15 protein-coding genes and 1 riboswitch are annotated in these 18,491 nt (G+C 41.9%); of the genes, 1 reads left to right on the forward strand and 14 read right to left on the reverse strand.

Annotated elements, in window-relative coordinates; genetic code table 11:
• Nucleotides 1-24: 24 nt before the first annotated feature.
• The 14 genes from HT711_RS05205 to uvrA form a co-directional block, all read right to left on the reverse strand.
• The gene (locus HT711_RS05205) at nt 25-165 is read right to left on the reverse strand and encodes a hypothetical protein (protein ID WP_000521615.1); all 141 of its coding nucleotides are present in this window, start codon (nt 163-165) and stop codon (nt 25-27) included.
• Nucleotides 166-176: 11 nt separating this feature from the next.
• A complete protein-coding gene (gene nrdD / locus HT711_RS05210) occupies nt 177-2,384 on the reverse strand; it encodes an anaerobic ribonucleoside-triphosphate reductase (RefSeq protein ID WP_173234704.1) in 2,208 nt (735 codons plus the stop codon).
• A 119-nt stretch (nt 2,385-2,503) separates the two neighbouring features.
• Entirely contained in the window at nt 2,504-4,042 is a 1,539-nt protein-coding gene (locus HT711_RS05215; protein ID WP_173234705.1) for a damage-inducible protein CinA, read from the reverse strand.
• Nucleotides 4,043-4,298: 256 nt separating this feature from the next.
• Complete coding sequence (gene cls / locus HT711_RS05220) at nt 4,299-5,831, reverse strand: cardiolipin synthase (RefSeq protein ID WP_000877327.1); 1,533 nt, start codon at nt 5,829-5,831, stop codon at nt 4,299-4,301.
• A 251-nt stretch (nt 5,832-6,082) separates the two neighbouring features.
• Complete coding sequence (locus HT711_RS05225) at nt 6,083-6,553, reverse strand: SP_0198 family lipoprotein (protein ID WP_240148985.1); 471 nt, start codon at nt 6,551-6,553, stop codon at nt 6,083-6,085.
• An 88-nt stretch (nt 6,554-6,641) separates the two neighbouring features.
• Nucleotides 6,642-7,892, reverse strand: coding sequence for a folylpolyglutamate synthase/dihydrofolate synthase family protein (locus tag HT711_RS05230; protein WP_173234708.1), 1,251 nt, complete (start codon nt 7,890-7,892; stop codon nt 6,642-6,644).
• Between the two features lie 307 nt (nt 7,893-8,199).
• Complete coding sequence (locus HT711_RS05235; protein ID WP_000017620.1) at nt 8,200-8,505, reverse strand: DUF1292 domain-containing protein; 306 nt, start codon at nt 8,503-8,505, stop codon at nt 8,200-8,202.
• 15 nt (nt 8,506-8,520) lie between these two features.
• The gene (ruvX, locus tag HT711_RS05240) at nt 8,521-8,940 is read right to left on the reverse strand and encodes a Holliday junction resolvase RuvX (RefSeq protein WP_004239076.1); all 420 of its coding nucleotides are present in this window, start codon (nt 8,938-8,940) and stop codon (nt 8,521-8,523) included.
• 3 nt (nt 8,941-8,943) lie between these two features.
• The gene (locus HT711_RS05245) at nt 8,944-9,210 is read right to left on the reverse strand and encodes an IreB family regulatory phosphoprotein (RefSeq protein WP_000507059.1); all 267 of its coding nucleotides are present in this window, start codon (nt 9,208-9,210) and stop codon (nt 8,944-8,946) included.
• Between the two features lie 86 nt (nt 9,211-9,296).
• Nucleotides 9,297-9,866 (reverse strand): SP0191 family lipoprotein, encoded by a 570-nt coding sequence (locus HT711_RS05250; RefSeq protein ID WP_173234710.1) that lies wholly within the window; start codon nt 9,864-9,866, stop codon nt 9,297-9,299.
• A 60-nt stretch (nt 9,867-9,926) separates the two neighbouring features.
• On the reverse strand, nt 9,927-10,325 hold the full coding sequence (spx, locus tag HT711_RS05255) for a transcriptional regulator Spx (protein WP_000591165.1): 399 nt from the start codon (nt 10,323-10,325) through the stop codon (nt 9,927-9,929).
• 135 nt (nt 10,326-10,460) lie between these two features.
• Complete coding sequence (gene mgtA, locus HT711_RS05260) at nt 10,461-13,121, reverse strand: magnesium-translocating P-type ATPase (RefSeq protein WP_173234712.1); 2,661 nt, start codon at nt 13,119-13,121, stop codon at nt 10,461-10,463.
• Between the two features lie 194 nt (nt 13,122-13,315).
• A riboswitch (M-box (ykoK) riboswitch) is annotated at nt 13,316-13,466 on the reverse strand.
• 57 nt (nt 13,467-13,523) lie between these two features.
• Complete coding sequence (locus tag HT711_RS05265) at nt 13,524-14,585, reverse strand: Xaa-Pro peptidase family protein (protein ID WP_173249799.1); 1,062 nt, start codon at nt 14,583-14,585, stop codon at nt 13,524-13,526.
• Nucleotides 14,578-17,409: an excinuclease ABC subunit UvrA gene (gene uvrA / locus HT711_RS05270; RefSeq protein ID WP_173249800.1), complete on the reverse strand. Its 2,832-nt coding sequence runs from the start codon at nt 17,407-17,409 to the stop codon at nt 14,578-14,580. The genes HT711_RS05265 and uvrA overlap by 8 nt, the downstream gene beginning before the upstream one ends.
• Before the next feature lie 131 nt (nt 17,410-17,540).
• Here uvrA and HT711_RS05275 point away from each other — a divergent pair, with 131 nt between their 5' ends.
• Nucleotides 17,541-18,485 carry a magnesium transporter CorA family protein gene (locus HT711_RS05275; RefSeq protein WP_000815623.1) on the forward strand — a complete coding sequence of 315 codons (945 nt, stop codon included), beginning with the start codon at nt 17,541-17,543 and terminating at the stop codon, nt 18,483-18,485.
• Nucleotides 18,486-18,491 lie beyond the last annotated feature (6 nt).

Raw genomic sequence — 18,491 nt, forward strand, 5'->3', positions numbered from 1 at the left:
TTTGATTTTCATTGAGTATCACTTTTATTTTTTCTTATTCTTGTTTAAAAATTGTTCTTTGAGGTTGAGCAAGCGTTCTTTTTTACCAGCTCCACCTTTAGAGTGTTTCTCGTGATAACGGGTCACTTGTGCACGCCCCTTATCGTCTAATTGATATTTTCCCATTTCATTTCTTTCTAATTTGTTACTTGATGCCCAGCTATTTTAATCGTTGAACCATTCATATGTTTGACACGCGCTGCGATTTCCTTGTGACGCCCATTGACCATAGGTCTCGCTTGAGGATTACCTAAATAGCCACAAGTCCGTTTAACAACGTCTACTGTTTTAGGATCGCTATTGCCACAGTTTGGACAAGCAAAGCCCCTCTCAGTTGGTTCAAAATCCCCTTCAAAGTCACACTTGTAGCAACGGTCTATTGGTGTATTGGTCCCCAAATATCCCACACGGTCATAGGCATAGTCCCAGACAGCTTCCAGGGCCTTAGGATTTTGTTGAAGAACTGGATACTCACAATAATGGATGAAACCACCTGACGCACCTGCTTCTGGATAGACTTTCTCAAAGTCCAATTTTTCAAACGGTGTTGGATTTTTACGAACATCGTAGTGGAAAGAGTTGGTGTAGTATTCCTTGTCTGTGATATCAGGAATAGAGCCAAACTTGTCTGTATCTAATCGACAGAAACGGTCTGTCAAGCTTTCGGACGGTGTTGAGTAGATAGAGAAATGATAACCATATTGGTCTGACCACTCTTCTACACGGCGTTTCATATCTCGAATGATGTCTAGCGTGAATTCCTTGGCTTCTGGATTGTGTTCCCAGCTATTTCCAAAGAAAACTGTCGCTACTTCATACAAGCCGATATAGCCCAGCGAAACGGTTGCACGACGATTCTTAAAGAGCTGGTCAACACTCTCTTCTTTACCTAGACGATGGCCAAAAGCACCGTACTGATAAAGAATAGGAGCATTTGCCGGTGTCGCTTCCTTGGTTCGTTCGACACGGTAAACCAGAGCATCCTCAGCGATATTCATACGCTCGTTGAAGATTTCCCAGAACTTATTCATGTCGCCCTCAGACTCGAGGGCAATACGAGGCAGGTTAACCGTCACAACGCCTAGATTCATCCGACCTGAATTGACTTCTACACCATTTTCATCCTTCCATCCTTGAAGGAACGAACGACATCCCATAGGAACTTTGAAAGAACCTGTCAACTCGATAATCTTATCATAGGACAAAACATCTGGGTACATCCGCTTGGTTGCACACTCAAGAGCCAACTGCTTAATGTCGTAGTTGGGAGTCCCTTCTTCCAAGTTAAGGCCTCTTTTCAGCGTAAAGATGAGCTTAGGGAAGATGGCTGTACGATGCTCCGAACCAAGCCCCTTGATGCGAATGTTTAAAATAGCTTTTTGAATTTCTCGTTCAAAACGACTGGTTCCCATACCAAAACCTAGCGAAGTAAAAGGTGTTTGTCCATTTGAAGTGAAGAGAGTATTGATTTCATACTCAAGAGATTGCATGGCATCATAGATGTCTTTTTGGGTTTTCTTCCAGGCATAATCTTCTCGTTTTTCAGGCAATACCCACTCTTCTGCATCTTTGAGATGTTTTTGATAGTTCTTCTCTGCATAAGGCGCCAAAACTTCATCGATACGGTCAGCTGAACAGCCACCGTACTGGCTAGAAGCAACGTTGGCGATAATTTGGGAAATCTGAGCTGTCGCAGTCTGGATAGACTTGGGACTTTCTACCTCTGCATTTCCAATCTTAAAACCATTTTCCAACATACCTTTAAAGTCAATCAAACAGCAGTTGGTCATAGGGGTATAGGGGCTGTAGTCCAAATCGTGATAGTGGATATCTCCCTTTTGGTGGGCATTGGCTACGTGCTTAGGCAGCATTTGCAGTCCGATTGATTTCCCAACAATCCCTGCTGTCAAATCACGCTGGGTATTAAAGACATCGCTGTCTTTATTAGCATTTTCATTGACAACTGCTTGGTCTTTGTTGAGTAGTTTATGGATACTAAAGTTAATATCTGTCGCTTTTGAGCGCTCAAAATCCCTCTGCGTCCGATAAGTAATATACTCCTCAGCCAGCGCATATTCTTTGGCTTCAAGGAGTTCATGTTCTACAATATTTTGAATTTCGTAAATCTTAACCCCCTGTGGAAAGCGACTATGAATTTCTGTGACAATTCGCTCGGTCAGAGCATTGAGGCGTTTTTCGACCAAGGGTGTCACATCCATAACCTTGTCTGCCGCCTTGTGGAGAGCCTTGTCAATCTTGTCCACATCAAATACAACACGTCTCCCATCTCGTTTCTCGACGAAGAGAGTTGGCAAAATTGTAATTTTTTCTTCTAGTGCAATCATATGCATTCTCTTTTCTAAAATGTTCTTTCTAAAAAGTATTATACCACTCTAAAAAGAAAAATCAATATCTTGTGTTAAAAATCCTAAAATTTTTAAAAATACACAAGATATTGATTTGGTTATTTAATTTTATAGACTTTAAACTCTGAGTAATCCGTCTTTACTGGTTGGTAATTTTCTTTTAAGAGTGTTTCCACTTCAGACCAGACTGGCACCTTGTCATTCACCACAATCACCTTAGGTTGTTTTTCTTTCAAGTCATTGAGTAGCTTATTCCGGTTTTCCTCAGTTGCTGTATAGTGCACGGGAGACAAAATCGCCGATGGCGACAAGCGCTCACTCTTACGATAAAGAGTCGCAGTATCATCCCATGCATAGATAGCATCTTCCGTATTTGTCTCCTCTTTTACCAAATCAGCAAGACGATTACGTTCTTGATAAGGTACCGGATAAAGGACAAACTTCATCAAAAAAGGAACAGTCAAAAGATAGACAAGCCCTAAAACTGGCAGATATAGATTTCCTTTAAAAAAACGACTCCATAGGCTAACTGGCGTTTCTCTTCGTCTTCTTCTAACACTACGCCCCCTCTGTTGACTCTTAATATTGGTTACCAATAAAAGTAGGAAAACAGGGAAGACGACCATCAAATAAGAAGCGTGCAGAGGCTCTTGTGAAAAGAAAAGCAAAATCAAACCTAAAATTGTCACAAGACTTGCAGGAACCGAAATGACGTATAGTTTAGAGGGCTTGGATTGAAAGAGACCTAAAAAGATACAAACCACAAATCCCAAACCAAGGGACAACAAGCCATAAAAAGCCATATTCTCTAAAATTTTAGAAGTGAAATCAAAGCTAATACTGTCAATAGGATAACGAATACCACTAATGGCATCCCCAAAACTTCCTGTTGCAACACTATAGTAGGCAGTTGGATAAAAGATAAGTGAAAAACCTAAAGCCACTGCAAGAAACTGATAAAACCCATGCGCAAAGCGTCTATGCCCAAGGTTAAAGACCAACAAGCCTAAACTCACTACAGCAATAAACAGGAGCGATGACAAGGGGGCAAAGAAAAATCCTCCCGCCAAAGCCAGCCCAATCCGTATAAATCCCTTATCATGGCTTGGATTGCTTAGATAAGCCGCAACTAAACTAAAGGCCGCGAATAAGAAAGGAAGCGCTAAAAGAGTCGCATAGCCTCCACCAAAAGCAAGACCTGTAACTAGCATGTAAAAAATAGTCACCACTTGTCCAGCTTGCTCTCCTTGCTCTGTCAAGGTATCCGCTGATCTAAAGAGGAAAAATCCTCCTGCTACCAAGGCTAACCACTCAAAGATGGCAAAGAAAAATCCGCCCTGAGTCACGTAAGTCAGCAAATAATAAAGCAAACCTTGACTTCCATAATAATCGCTGTAAATCTTCCCTGCCTGATGAAGGGCCCAACCTGTATAAAAATCCTGCACTTCCTGTGCACTCATTAAATCGAGTAATAGCGGTACTCCTAGAGTTATCCCCGTTACAAGCGTACTCCATAGTAAAATTTTCACCAAAGGAAGACGACTTGATTCACGATGATGCGATTCTTGTTTGATTTGGTATTCTAGAGGTTCACGATTCTCCTGATGAACTTCTTCTACTCTACCATACACACTCATATCGTTTCTCCTATTCAATTTATCTGTCTTAGTATATCAAAAAGTCCTAGGATTGTCAGCTTGCGATGGCTGTTTGAGTGATTTTTTGCATAGTTTCACAAAGGTTTCAATTTCCCGAAAACGGTGTAAATGTGTCTGTTTAAATGTTATGATATAATCCAATTCTTTCTGAGTCAGCATCGTCCCTCCCCTATATCTTTCTATTCGTAAAAAGCAAGAAAAAGAGGACTCGGTCATTTCCTAAGTCCTAGATTTCTTATAAGATTGGGGCGAATAACTGGGCGATTTCTTTTACAAGTTTTTGATACCAGCTCGTTTTGATAGAATGGGGATAAACTTCCTGAGAATCTGCAAATATATTTTGAAAATCTCGGGCGATTTCCATTATAGAGGGAGTTTTATAGAGTAAGACTGCATTTTCATAATGGTGTACCAAGCTTCGGTAGTCGAGATTGATTGTCCCCACCACCGCAAAATCTTCGTCTACCAACATCTGCTTACTATGAATAAAACCTGGACTATACTCATAAATTCGAACACCAGCAGAAAGAAGGTCTGGATAAGCGCCTCTTGTGACTAACTGAATGAACTTCTTATCTGGTATGTAAGGGGTAACAATCCGAACATCGACCCCTCTCATAGCAGCATTTTTGATTGTCTCCGTTAAATCATAGTCTATGATCAAATAAGGTGTCGTAATATAGACCGATTCCGTTGCTTGATTGATCAAACTCTGATAAACCTTTTTCCCTACCTGCGTTCGAAAAATTGGCTTGGGTCCACTTCCGTATGGAATGGTTAAACCGTCACTTGGGATAGAATGATTTTCTAAATGATATTGATCAAAATCACTAATCTCTCCTCGATTGATGTACCAAGTGGTTAAAAATAAGCGTGTCAGAGCTTTTACCGCTAGTCCGTCTAAGCGAATTCCACTATCCTTCCAATAACCAAATCTCTCGACGTGGTTAATATACTCATCTGCCAGATTGACCCCACCAGTATAGGCTATCTGACCATCAACAATCAATATTTTTCTATGATCTCTGTTATTATAGGCTACTGTCAAACGAGGAATAACTTTATTGAATTTATGGGCCTCGATGCCCAGCTGACGAAGTCGATGTGCATAATCTCCTGTTAAAGTAGCCATACAGCCAATATCATCATAGAGCAGTTTAACTTCAATGCCTTGAGCGACCTTTTGCTCCAAGATTTCTAGGATACGATTCCACATCAAACCTTCTTCTATAATGTAATATTCCAAGAAGATAAATTTCTCAGCCTTTTTAAGATCTTCTACCATCTTTTTCCACATAGCTTCTCCGTTAGGAAAAAATGTAGAGGCAGTTTGATCATAGACATCAGCATTGGTATCCATACTCAACAAGGACTTGATGACGCCATAAGCTGCCTTGTCACTTTCTTTTAATTCCTCTTTTAGTAGCTGGCTATTTGCTTCTTGGAAATGCATGGAGCCTAGCTTCTTCAGTTGTTTGATTTCTTTTTTGGACAATCGCCTTTCCCCAAACATCAGATAGAGCAGGGGGCCAAATACTGGTACAAAGGCTACTAATAACCAGGTTACCTTATTCTCAGGAGTCGTATTACGGTTGACTATCGAAATGATTGTGATGATACTCAGTAGAATGAGGACAGTAATCCATAAAATGGGAGCCATGCGTCCTAAATAAAGAAAGAGACCAAAAACCAGACAAAGTTCAAGTAGCATAATCGAAAGACTAAAGCCATACTTGGACATCAATAATTGAAATTTTCTATATTTCATATCCCCTCCTTGATATTTTGATACTCAATGAAAATCAAAGAGCAAACTAGGAAACTAGCCGCAGGCTGTACTTGAGTACGGCAAGGCGACGTTGACGCGGTTTGAATTTGATTTTCGAAGAGTATGAATGCTAAAAACAAGTAATTGATACTAGTATAACTCAGGTATTCGACAGAAGGCAAGTATTTATGATTATTTTCTAGGTAAAAGTAAAAAGGCTGAAAAATCCAGCCCTTCCTACTTGCATAGTCTTATTTAGTTAAAACGATTTGGTCCGATGGGTCTCTATCCATATCATCTACGATGATTTGATTACCGTTTACAGTGTAAATTTTGACATCATCGCCAATAATCATGCGTTGATTTGCTGCATCAAATGTAACCTGTTTGACTTTCTGATCCCCGTCAGATTCGAGCTCAGTCCACGTACCAGTCGTTCCAGTGACCACTAAAGTGATACGGTCTCCATCATCTTGGCCTGTATAAGTCCCATCAATATCAGTCGGTTGAGCAACAGGTTGGTTCTGTACTGGAGCCGCTTGATTTTGATTAGTCCCTGCATTTGCAGTATTGGTATTCTGTTGAGCAGGTTGTTGAGCAGGTTGTTGGACCTGCTGCTGAGCCACAGGCTGTTGAACTGGTTGTGTTCTTTGGGAACAAGCAACTAGCAAAGATACACTCGCTAAAGAAATAATAGAAAGTGCTGCTGTTTTGAATGTCATAATAAATGTCCTTTCTCTTGCCATGCTAAAGAAATAGATTTTTCCTTAGCCAGCAATTCATCTAGTATAACAAAGACAAAAGAAGAGGTCAATTTATCTGCTCACGATCCAGCAGGTAGCCCCGTACTTCTGAGATAAAATAGAGAGATCCTGTAATGAATAACAAATCCTGAGCATCTGCTCTTTCTTCAAAACTGCTAATAAATTCTCGGTAAGAGGGAATTACATCGTAACCTGTTACATCTGTCTCGTCCAGAGAACCTTGATAGTCAAAACCAGTCACCTTGAGTTCCACCTGAGGTAAATTTTCAGTCAGATAACTCAACATTCCCTGATAATCCTTGCGTTTCAAGGCCCCAAAGAGGATTTGGGGACGATAACCTTCCTGCTCTTTTTCTTTGATAAATTCAACCAAGCGAGTCAAGGCAGGGAGGTTATGGGCACCGTCCAAGTATATCCGAGGACGAATACGCTCCAAACGGCCAGCCCAACAGGTCTTCTCCAATGCCTGTCTTACAGCTTGCTCATCAACAGCTTCCTTTTCTTCCCTCATAAAGATAAGAAAAGTTTGCAACGCCAAGGCCGCATTTTCCTGCTGATAAGCTCCTTCTAAACCTATTTTCAACTGTGAAAAAGTTCCCAAAGAACTTGAAAAATCCCCATTCAGCATTGAAAAATCTTGGCCCGCCTGATAAAGGTCAACAGCTAAAGATTCGGCTTTTTTCTGACAGACAAGCCTAGCTTCTGGAGGCAATTTCGCAATCACTGCCTTCTTCCCAGCCTTGAAAATACCAGCTTTCTGCTCTGCGATTGCTTTTAGACTATCGCCCAAGGTCTCCTGATGGTCAAGCCCCATGGAGGTGATGACAGCAATCTCTCCAGTTACCACATTGGTCGTGTCAAGTAAGCCGCCAATTCCCACTTCTAATAAAACCAAGTCCACCTCTTGCTCCCTAAAATAGAGAAAAGCAATCAAGGTCAGCAATTCAAAAAAGGACAACTGATCATGGGTTTGCAGAAGCGTTTTCTCCATCTCCTTGACCTGCTCGGCCAAACGGATGAAGTCTGTGTCTGCTATAGGTTGCCCATTAATGCAGATTCGATCATTGATAGAGACGATATGAGGGGAGGTAAAGGTCGCAACTTTTTTGCCATGCCCCATAAATAACTCCCTCATAAAAGCAATGGTAGATCCTTTCCCATTAGTCCCTGTTACGTGGATAATAGGGTAAGACTGCTCAGGATTTCCTAACAAATCCACCGCTTCTTGCATTCGGCCCAAACCTGATCGAAAATTCAAACCAATCCGACTATGGAGCCATTCTTCTACTTCAAACATATACATCTCCTTGACAAAAGTCTAATCAATTATCTAGCAAAATTCCGTAGATAACAAAAAATGAGGTCAGGATTTTCGTCCCGACCTCTTACCTGGTTAGCTAATCACTAGCAACTATGAATATTAACTTGGGCTAAAAACGTCCACAGGACATTCCAACTCTTCCCAATTTCTGGGAGTTGGGCTGATACAGTCTCCCAGATTTACCAGTTCTCTCTTATTTAAAGGAACTGGGGTAAAAATGTTCACTGGATGTGCCTGCGTTTCTAATTTCTAGCGCAGGGCTAAACACATCCACTGGACGTGTTTACTCCTCCATAAAGCTGTTAAAGACTTCTTCAATCATGTTCCATTCGTCTTCTGAGTCTTCTGGGATTGGTTGCAATTCGCCTTCTGTTCCATCTTCGTTTTCGATGAATGAGTAAGCTTGGATTTCAACTTGTCCGTCTTCATCTTCTTCTGCGTTAACTGGTACTAGCAGAACATAGTTTTTACCAAATTCTTCTTTTCCATCAATCGTCAAAAGGATTTCAAACAAGGTTTCATTCCCTTGCTCATCTACTAGTGTGATGAGTTCACGTTCTTCGTGGTCGTGGTTATGATCGTGTGACATAGCCTCTCCTTTATATTAAAATTTTCTATCTAAATAATTTTGTAAAATCAGCTGAGCTGCTAACTTATCAATGACTTTCTTGCGCTTGTTACGGCTGATATCTGCTTGTTCAATCAACATGCGCTCAGCAGCCACTGTTGTCAAGCGTTCATCCTGATAGTCTACTGGTAAACCAAAAAGTTCTTCTAACTTCGCTCCGTAGGCTTGACTAGCTTCCACGCGCGGTCCGCTTGTATTGTTCATGTTTTTAGGCAAGCCCACTACAAATCGTTCCACCTTGTACGTATCAACCAACTCCTTAACGCGGTCAAAACCAAATTGCCCTTGCTCCTCATTGATTTGGATAATTTCAAGTCCTTGAGCTGTAAAACCGAGCGGATCACTGATGGCCACCCCTACCGTTTTTGAACCGACATCCAATCCCATAATTCTCATAGGTTATAGATCGACTCCTTGTCCTTTAAGGTAGTAGCGGACCAATTCCTCAACGATTTCATCACGCTCATACTTACGGATTTGATTTCGTGCATTATTATAACGAGGAACGTAGGCAGGGTCTCCACTCAATACGTAACCTACGATTTGGTTGATTGGGTTGTAGCCCTTATCGTTCAACGAAGCATAGACATCAGTCAAAGTTTCGCTAATTTCTTTTTTATTGGAATCGTCCAATTTAAAACGTACTGTTTCTTCAGTAAATCCCATTCTAACACCCTCTTTCCTTAGAATAGTACCATTATAGCATAATTCCTTACGTTCTACAATTCAGGCAGTCTATTTATTTGGATTTTCTATTGTTCTGTCGCACCATTTGCCAATCTGTCTGAAATATATTTGCTTGGTTCATTTTTCAAAAGATTTTCCAAGCCAATGTTCTTCAAATATTCTAACTGAGAAGCCTTCTTGACATCCAGAACTTGAAAATCAAAACTAGTCGTTGTTTGAAGTTCCGTTGCACTCAATAGTTTTGTTTCAAGCTTAAAGCCTGCTAATTTACGAGCTGCTATGATAGCCTCATCCTTCTCCTCCGCCTCAAGAAGAGCTTTCTGAGTTTCTTCCACTCCATGTTGGTCAATATAAGTCTTCAACTCATCTGAGACTGGACGTTTTTGTTGGATGGTTAGGTTCAAAAAAGTCTTGTCTTTGTAAGTAATGGTTTGGGTTTGCTGGCTACCATCATCTGATTTCGGCAAAACCAAAATCTTGGTTACAACTGTATTCTTCTCAGCATTTTCAATAACTGGCAATGCCGACTGAAGCGTATCCTTTTCTGTTTTTGTAGCTGGTCCAGTTTCTTTTTTCTGTCCACAACCAACCAGGACAAAAAGGAAAGCTAGACTAACAAGAACAATTTTTTTCATTTCTTTCTTCTTTCTTTTTGAAATTAAAATAAGACTGGGAGTTGCTCCCAGCCTTGATGTTTATAGAGCTGCACGTAAACGTGCTTCTGCATTTTCTACATTACGGACAGAGCGTGGTAGGAAGGCACGAATATCGTCTTCCTTGTAGCCAACTTGCAGGCGTTTTTCATCTACAAGGATTGGGCTCTTTAAAATTCTCGGTGTTTCCATAATCAGATTGAGGACTTCATTGACACTCAAATCTTCGATATCCACTCCAAGGGCTTTGGCATAGCGATTTTTAGATGAAACGATGCTGGCTATTCCGTTATCTGTTTTGGTTAGAATATCCAGTAATTCTTCTCGCGTAATTCCTTCTTTACCAAGATTTTGTTCTTTATAACTTAACTGGTGGGCATTGAGCCAGGTTTTTGCTTTTTTACAGCTAGTACAACTTGAGACTGTATAAATTTTAATCATGTACCTACCCCTTTCGCTACATGTTACTATCAGTTTAGTCTATTATACCATAAAAAACATCCGACTTGCGACCTATTTTTAAATTTTTTTGACTTTTTTCGTCATTTTCGTACTTTTTTCTTGACAAAATGAAATTTACAGCCATTCTTTATATTTCTTGATATAGATTTTTTTCACAATTGTCACGCTAATCATATACAAAATAATGATGAAAAGTAAAAAGATGAAATAAATCGATTTTAAAGGGGTTAGATGAAGTAGGATTGCGAGTGGACTGTAGGGAAGGAAGGTCACAAAGGCTGCAGCCAATAAGGTTGTCACAAGAACTAGCCAAGCTGGACGACTTTGTAAAAAGGGAATTTTGGCTGAACGCAGCATATGGATAACCATGGTCTGTGACCACATGGACTCGATAAACCAACCTGTCTGAAACAAGACAATAAATCCTACGGCAGACTCCGCTCCATGAACATAGGCTTGACCTGTCGTCATGGGTACAATGATAAAATAGAGCAAAATAAAGGTCAAAATATCAAAGGCAGAAGAGATAGGCCCCATCCAAACCATGAAACGTGTGATAGACTTGGCTTCCCAAGTATGCGGATTTCTCAAAAAATCTTTATCCACCTTGTCAAAAGGCAAGGCAATACAAGACAAATCATAGACTAGATTTAGGATAATCAAATGGACTGGTGCCATTGGTAAAAATGGCAAAAAGATTCCAGATACCAATAGGGATAAGATATTTCCAAAATTAGAACTCACTGTCATTTTGATATATTTGGTCATATTGGCATAGACCTTACGCCCTTCAACAAGTCCTTTTTCAAGCACCATGAGATCCTTATCAAGCAGGATAACATCAGCTGTTTCTTTAGCAATATCTACTGCTGTATCAACAGAAATTCCCACATCTGCAACTTTCATAGAAGGAGCGTCATTGATTCCATCCCCCATATAGCCTACAGCATGACCATTAGTCTTAAATTGCAAAATAATCCTTGCTTTTTGGTCAGGAGAAAGTTTGGCAAAGACTGTTACCTCCTCCACGGCTTGAGCCAATTCTTGATCACTCATCTGATCAATTTCGGACCCCAACAGCATCTGATTGATATCCAAACCAACCTTTTCACAAACTGCTTGGGTAACTTTTTCGTTGTCTCCCGTCAAAATTTTTGTTTGAACTCCATGTTCTAACAGAGCCTTAATTGCTGGTGCAGCAGATGGTTTTGGTGGATCTAGAAAGGCTAAATAACCAGTTAGAATCATGTCCCCTTCGTCATCAACTGTATAGGCATGACCTTCCCTCAAACCTGACTTATAGGCCACTCCCAAGACACGCAAACCTTGTTGATTTAGTTGTCTGACTTCTGCTAAAATTTCTTCTCTAATAACATCTGTCAAGGGAGTAATCACTCCTTGGTATTCCGCATAACTGGAAATCGTCAGCATTTCCTCTAGGGCACCCTTGGTTACCAAACTAACAACTTCGTGTTCATCCTTAACGATAACACTCATACGTCTACGTTCAAAATCAAAGGGAAGCTCATCTATTTTTTGAAAAGTTCGAGCCAGATTTTGCAAGAGGGCGTGTTCTTTTGCTTCCTTTTCAGTCCGTTTGATGATGGCTCTGTCCATCAAATTTTTCAAGCCCGTTTGAAAATAAGAATTGAGATAAGCTCGTCTCAAGACGGTCAAATCCAAGCGTCCGTGGATGTCCAAGGGATATTCAAGGACAATTTCGTCTTGGGTTAGAGTCCCTGTCTTATCTGTACACAAAATATCAATCGCCCCTAAGTCCTGTATGGCATTGAGTTTCTTGATAACCACTTTTTCCTTGGCCATAATGATGGAGCCTTTTGCTAGACTGGCCGTGATGATCATAGGAAGCATCTCAGGTGTAAGCCCAACACCAACACTCAAAGCAAATACGCCAGCTTCCAACCAGTCGCCATCTGTTAAACCATTGGACAAGAAAACGATGGGCACCATGACCAGCATCAAACGAATCAAGAGCCACGAAATACTATTCATTTCCCGCTCAAACGAAGTAGGCTCGTCATAGGTGTTCAAAGTCTGCTCAATGGCCCCCATCATGGTATCATCACCAACTGCTAAAACCACGGCCTTGGCACTACCAGACAAGACATTGGTTCCCATAAAGGCGAGCGCTTCTGCTTCTAGCAGACTATCAGATTGTTGAACTGTTGCCTTGGTCAAGGCCAATTTTTCAACCGATTCACTTTCACCTGTCAAGCCTGACTGTTGTACAAAGAAATCGCGCGACTCAAATAAAAGAAGATCTGCTGGAATCATATCTCCAGCGCTTAATTTAACCACGTCACCCACTACCAAATCATCGATAGGTACTTCTTGGATTTCTCCTTGACGAATGACAGTCGCTGTGTTGACAATCATTTTTGATAGATTGGTCGCAGCCTTATCACTACGGAGTTCTTGGACAAAGCGTATGCCACCAGAAATGAGGACTAGGACAACGATGATAATAGAAGTCGTCGGATCCTCTTGACCTGGTTTTGCCAACCAGACATTGGTCACCAAGGAAATCACGGCGATGACCAGTAAGATGATCGTAAAAGGATTGATAATGGATTCGTAAATCTTTTTGAGGATACTGTCTTCTTGACCCTTTGTGATGGTATTTTCGCCATATAGGTCACGATTTTTCTCCACCTGCTCCTCAGTCAAGCCTGTTAGACTTGTCTTATAAAAAGATAGAGTTTCGTTTAAAGATGTATGAATAGCTGTTGCTAATCTTTCTTTTGTAGTTTTCATTGGTTTCTCCTATCTGTATGAATGATGTGTTTCATACACAGAGACCAATCACTTTATAAGGGCAGAACGACACAAATCAGCGATTGGCTGTGTATGTGCGGTTCCGGATGATCGTCAATTTGCATCGTTTATCTCCTTTCTTTGATTTAAACAGTAGAAAATCCCACCATAAAATGGCAGGATTAAAAAACTAATTATCTGTTTTTCGTTCAAGCTTTAACTCCATAGGGCAATGTAATGAGCTTAGTCTTGGCCTTCGCGACCAGGACTGTTGACCAACGAGTAGTGTCTCCACTGCTTTGCGGTAGTCATCCGTATCCCTATGGTAGCCTCACCTACCGTTTTCGTCTTTCAGTATAAACCTTTAAAATTTAAAAGTCAATCATTTGAGTTGTTTAACTCTTAAATAACTATCAACTCTTTTGGAGCAAGGGTCAATAATTCACAACCTGTCTCTGTAATCAGGATATCATCCTCGATACGAACGCCATATTTGCCTTCGATATAGATACCTGGCTCATCTGTCAAGGCCATACCTGCCTTAATAGTTTCTGTAGAAGTCTGGCTAAAGTATGGTTCCTCATGGATATCCAGTCCAATACCGTGTCCAATACCGTGGGTAAAGTAGTCGCCATAACCTGCCTCAATGATAATATCACGAGGGATTTTGTCAAAGTCACGGAAACCTAAGCCAGCCTTAGCCTGATCAATCAAGGCTTGGTTGGCTTTCAAAACCGTATTGTAAATCTCTGCTTGCTCGTCGCTGACATGCCCCAAATAGATAGTCCGTGTCATATCACTGACATAGTGGTCATAAAGGCAACCGAAGTCCATTGTAATGGCTTCTCCTAGCTCCACTGGTTTGTGCATAGGATGGGCATGGGGTTTGGAAGAGTTGATACCGCTAGCTAGAATTGTGTCAAAAGATAAGCCAGATGCTCCCAACTCACGCATGCGGAAGTCAAGGAAGTTGGCAATCTCAATTTCAGTCTTTCCTGGCTTAATAAAGTCAAGCGCGTCGCGGAAAGCTTGGTCTGAGATAGAACAAGCCTTGCGAATAGCTGCAATCTCCGCTTCATCCTTAATCATTCTAAGACCTTCGACAAACTGAGTTTGTGGAAGCAAGTCAATTCCTTCAAAGGCTGCCTGCATACGGTGATAATAAGAGACCGAAATCTCATCTTCAAAACCGATTCTAGACAAGCCCATATCCTTGACAATTCCTGCAATGACAGCCAATTCATCACGGTCTGCTACAATCTCAAAATCACTGGTTTCTTGCTTGGCTGCAATGATATAGCGAGAATCTGTCACCAAGACCTGGCGGTCACGACTGATGAAGACTGTTCCATTTGAACCCCAAAAACCAGTCAAATAATAGACGTTTTTGAGGTTATTGATGATGATGCCATCCAATTCTTTTGCTTGCATTTTATCTAGAAATGCTTGTACACGTTTATTCATGTTTTAATTTTCCTTTCAAATAATGTCCTGTGTAGCTGGCTTCGTTGGCAGCTACTTCTTCTGGAGTTCCTGTTGCGATGATGGTTCCACCACCGACACCACCTTCTGGGCCTAGGTCAATGATATGGTCTGCAGTCTTAATAACATCTAGATTGTGCTCAATGACGAGGACTGTATTGCCATCATCTACAAAGCGAGCCAAGACTTTAAGCAAGCGAGCAATATCCTCGGTATGAAGCCCTGTCGTCGGCTCATCCAGAATATAGAATGACTTGTCTGTCGACCGTTTGTGGAGTTCACTAGCCAGCTTCATACGCTGGGCTTCTCCCCCAGAAAGGGTAGTAGCTGGCTGCCCTAACGTCACATAGCCCAGTCCCACATCCTTGATGGTCTGGAGTTTACGTTGAATCTTTGGAATGTGTTGGAAGAATTCCACCGCATCATTGACGGTCATATCCAAGACCTGCGAGATATTTTTTTCCTTGTAGTGGACTTCTAGGGTTTCACTGTTGTAACGGGTTCCGTGGCAAACTTCACAAGCCACATAAACATCTGGTAAGAAGTGCATCTCAATCTTGATGATCCCATCACCTGAGCAGGCTTCACAACGACCACCCTTGACGTTGAAACTGAAACGCCCCTTCTTGTAGCCTCGAATCTTGGCTTCATTTGTCTGAGCAAAGAGGTCACGTATATCGTCAAAAACTCCTGTATAGGTAGCTGGGTTGGACCTAGGCGTTCGTCCGATTGGGCTCTGGTCAATGTCAATCAAGCGGTCTACATGCTCAATCCCTGTGATGGTTTTGAATTTACCAGGTTTGTCTGAATTGCGGTTAAGTTTTTGAGCAATAGCTTTTTTGAGGATGCTGTTGATTAAGGTCGATTTCCCTGAACCTGATACACCTGTCACTGCGATGAATTTTCCTAGTGGAAAGCGAGCTGTGACATTTTGCAGGTTGTTCTCACGCGCTCCTGTCACTTCGATAAAACGACCATTTCCGGTACGGCGCTCGTCTGGCACTGGAATGGCACGTTTGCCTGACAAGTACTGACCTGTGATAGACTTGCTGTTGCGAGCCACTTGCTTGGGAGTACCTGCAGCAACAATCTCCCCACCAAAAACACCGGCACCGGGACCAACGTCAATCAGATAATCCGCCTCACGCATGGTATCTTCGTCGTGTTCCACCACAATGAGAGTATTGCCCAAATCACGCATCTTTTTGAGACTGGCAATCAGGCGATCATTATCCCTCTGATGAAGACCGATTGACGGCTCATCTAGGATATAGAGGACGCCTGATAGGTTAGAACCAATCTGTGTTGCCAATCGAATACGCTGACTTTCCCCACCTGAAAGGGTTCCTGCTGAACGTGACAGGGTTAGATAGTTAAGACCCACGTTATTAAGGAAGGTCAAACGATCCTTGATTTCCTTGAGAATAGGGCGAGCAATGATGGCTTCATTTTCAGATAGAGTCAACTGGCTTACCAAGTTCAAGTGATCTGCGATAGACAGATCTGAGATTTCTCCGATATGTGGCCCTTGCTCGCCACCCACACGGACAGACAAGGCCTGATCATTGAGACGATAGCCGTGACAAGTTCCGCAGGTCAGCTCATTCATGTAGAGGCGCATTTGGGTGCGCGTGTAGTCACTATTGGTCTCATGGTAGCGACGCTTGATATTATTGACAACTCCCTCAAAAGGAATGTCGATATCACGCACGCCACCAAATTCATTCTCATAGTGGAAATGGAATTCCTTGCCATCTGACCCATAGAGAATCAAGTTCTTATCCTCTTCTGACAAGTCCTCAAAAGGCTTATCCATATCCACTCCAAAAGCTGTCATAGCCTGCTCTAGCATGTTTGGATAGTAGTTGGATGAGATAGGATTCCAAGGAGCCAAGGCTCCCTCATGTAAGGTTTTGCTGGCATCTGGTACTACCAAATCAGTATCCACCTCCAGCTTGATGCCCAAGCCGTCACACTCACTACAAGAACCAAAAGGAGCATTGAAGGAGAAGAGACGAGGCTCTAACTCTGGTACGGTAAAACCACAAACTGGACAGGCATAATGCTCAGAGAACAGCAACTCAGAGTCGTCCATAGTGTCGATAATGACATAACCTTCTGCAATACGAAGGGCAGCCTCAATGGAATCAAAGAGACGACTACGGATACCCTCCTTGATAACAATACGGTCAACCACGACATCAATATTGTGTTGCTTGCTCTTAGATAACTCTGGCACTTCGGTCACATCATAGACTTCCCCATCCACACGGACACGAACATACCCATCTTTCTGAACCTTCTCGATAACACTCTTATGTTGGCCTTTTTTCTTGCGGATGACAGGGGCCAAAATCTGCAAGCGCTGGCGTTCAGGCAATTCTAAAACCTTATCCACGATTTGCTCCACAGAAGAGGCCTTGATAGCTCCATGCCCGTTGATACAGTAAGGCGTCCCCACACGTGCGTAGAGGAGACGCAGATAGTCATTGATTTCAGTCGTTGTTCCCACCGTCGAGCGAGGATTTTTACTAGTCGTTTTTTGGTCAATGGAAATAGCTGGGCTGAGACCATCAATAGCATCTACATCCGGCTTCTCCATATTTCCTAAGAATTGACGAGCGTAGGCTGACAAACTCTCTACATAGCGACGTTGTCCCTCCGCATAGAGGGTATCAAAGGCCAGACTGGATTTCCCTGAACCTGACAAGCCAGTCACTACAACCAGCTTGTCTCGCGGAATCTCCACATCAATATTTTTTAAATTATGGGCACGCGCCCCATGAATGACAATTTTATCTTGCATCTTTGTTCTTTCTAGTCCATTATTGCTTACCATTATACCAAAAAAAGTGAGATTCTATTACCCAAAAGGCCGATTTTGTAGTATAATAGTACGGTGTGAAAAAATCTGAAAAATGAGAAAGGATAAGGGATATGAAACAAGTTTTTCTCTCTACAACAACTGAATTTAAAGAGATCGATACGCTTGAACCGGGTACTTGGATCAATCTCGTTAATCCAACTCAAAATGAATCACTCGAAATCGCCAACGCCTTCGATATTGATATCGCCGACCTTCGAGCACCGCTCGATGCGGAAGAAATGTCTCGTATTACCATTGAAGACGAGTATACCCTGATTATCGTAGACGTGCCGGTCACAGAAGAAAGAAATAACCGCACCTACTACGTAACCATCCCGCTTGGTATTATCATCACCGAGGAAACCATTATCACTACGTGTTTGGAACCATTACCGGTCCTCGATGTCTTTATCAACCGTCGATTGCGTAATTTCTACACCTTCATGCGTTCGCGTTTTATCTTTCAGATTCTCTATCGCAATGCAGAGCTTTACCTGACAGCCCTTCGTTCAATCGACCGTAAGAGTGAACAAATCGAAAGTCAACTGCATCAATCAACTCGTAATGAAGAATTGATTGAGCTCATGGAATTGGAAAAAACCATCGTCTATTTCAAGGCTTCCCTCAAAACAAATGAGCGCGTGATTAAGAAATTGACCAGCTCAACCAGCAATATCAAGAAATACCTTGAAGACGAAGACCTGCTTGAAGATACCCTGATTGAAACCCAACAGGCCATCGAGATGGCAGATATTTATGGAAACGTCTTGCATTCTATGACAGAGACCTTCGCCTCTATCATTTCTAACAACCAGAACAACATCATGAAAACCTTGGCCCTTGTGACCATCGTCATGTCCATCCCAACCATGGTCTTTTCTGCCTACGGGATGAACTTTAAGGATAATGAAATCCCCCTAAACGGAGAGCCAAATGCCTTCTGGTTAATCGTCTTTATCGCCTTTGCTATGAGTGTCTCGCTCACTCTCTATCTCATCCATAAAAAATGGTTCTAAGAGGAG

It is taken from the genome of Streptococcus sp. 1032 (genome assembly GCF_013277015.1).
Taxonomy (GTDB): Bacteria; Bacillota; Bacilli; order Lactobacillales; family Streptococcaceae; genus Streptococcus.